The sequence below is a fragment of the Spirillospora sp. NPDC052242 genome, from assembly GCF_040679555.1.
In the GTDB taxonomy this organism is placed as follows: domain Bacteria; phylum Actinomycetota; class Actinomycetes; order Streptosporangiales; family Streptosporangiaceae; genus Spirillospora.
Map to the genome: position 1 here is coordinate 1 of NZ_JBFAUZ010000121.1, position 1052 is coordinate 1052.

Annotated in this window: 1 rRNA gene; it reads right to left on the reverse strand. The window is 59.1% G+C overall.

The window, feature by feature from the left end:
• Positions 1-1052: ribosomal RNA gene (locus AB0L25_RS41065) — 23S ribosomal RNA — on the reverse strand; the annotation flags it as partial.

Sequence of the window (1052 nt, forward strand, 5' to 3'; positions counted from 1 at the left end):
GGGTACGGGCCGCCGGCACACTCACTAGAGGCTTTTCTCGGCAGCATGGGATCACTCACTTCACCTAAAACGGCTCGGCATCACATCTCACCCTTGATGCGCCACGGATTTGCCTATGGCGCGGGCTACATGCTTACCCCAGGACAACCATCGCCTGGGCTGAGCTACCCTCCTGCGTCACCCCATCGCTCACCTACTACCCCCTCGGGTCCCATGCTCCCCAACCAACACTCCCCGAAGGGAGCTGAAGGCGGTTCGGATGGTTAGCATCAGAGGATTCAGCGTTGGCGCGTACCAGCGGGTACGGGAATATCAACCCGTTGTCCATCGACTACGCCTGTCGGCCTCGCCTTAGGTCCCGACTTACCCTGGGCGGATTAGCCTGCCCCAGGAACCCTTGGTCATCCGGCGCACACGTTTCTCACGTGTGATTCGCTACTCATGCCTGCATTCTCACTCCCACAGCCTCCACCACTCGATCACTCGGCGGCTTCACCGGCTGCAGGACGCTCCCCTACCCACCCCGAGCAAAACTCGGAGTGCCACGGCTTCGGCGGTGTGCTTGAGCCCCGCTACATTGTCGGCGCGGAATCACTTGACCAGTGAGCTATTACGCACTCTTTCAAGGGTGGCTGCTTCTAAGCCAACCTCCTGGTTGTCACGGCAACTCCACATCCTTTACCACTTAGCACACGCTTAGGGGCCTTAGCCGATGATCTGGGCTGTTTCCCTCTCGACTACGAAGCTTATCCCCCGCAGTCTCACTGCCACGCTCTCACTTACCGGCATTCGGAGTTTGGCTGACGTCAGTAACCTTGTAGGGCCCATCAGCCATCCAGTAGCTCTACCTCCGGCAAGAAACACGCGACGCTGCACCTAAATGCATTTCGGGGAGAACCAGCTATCACGGAGTTTGATTGGCCTTTCACCCCTAACCACAGGTCATCCCCCAGGTTTTCAACCCTGGTGGGTTCGGGCCTCCACACCGTCTTACCGGCGCTTCACCCTGCCCATGGCTAGATCACCCCGCTTCGGGTCTACAGCATGCGACT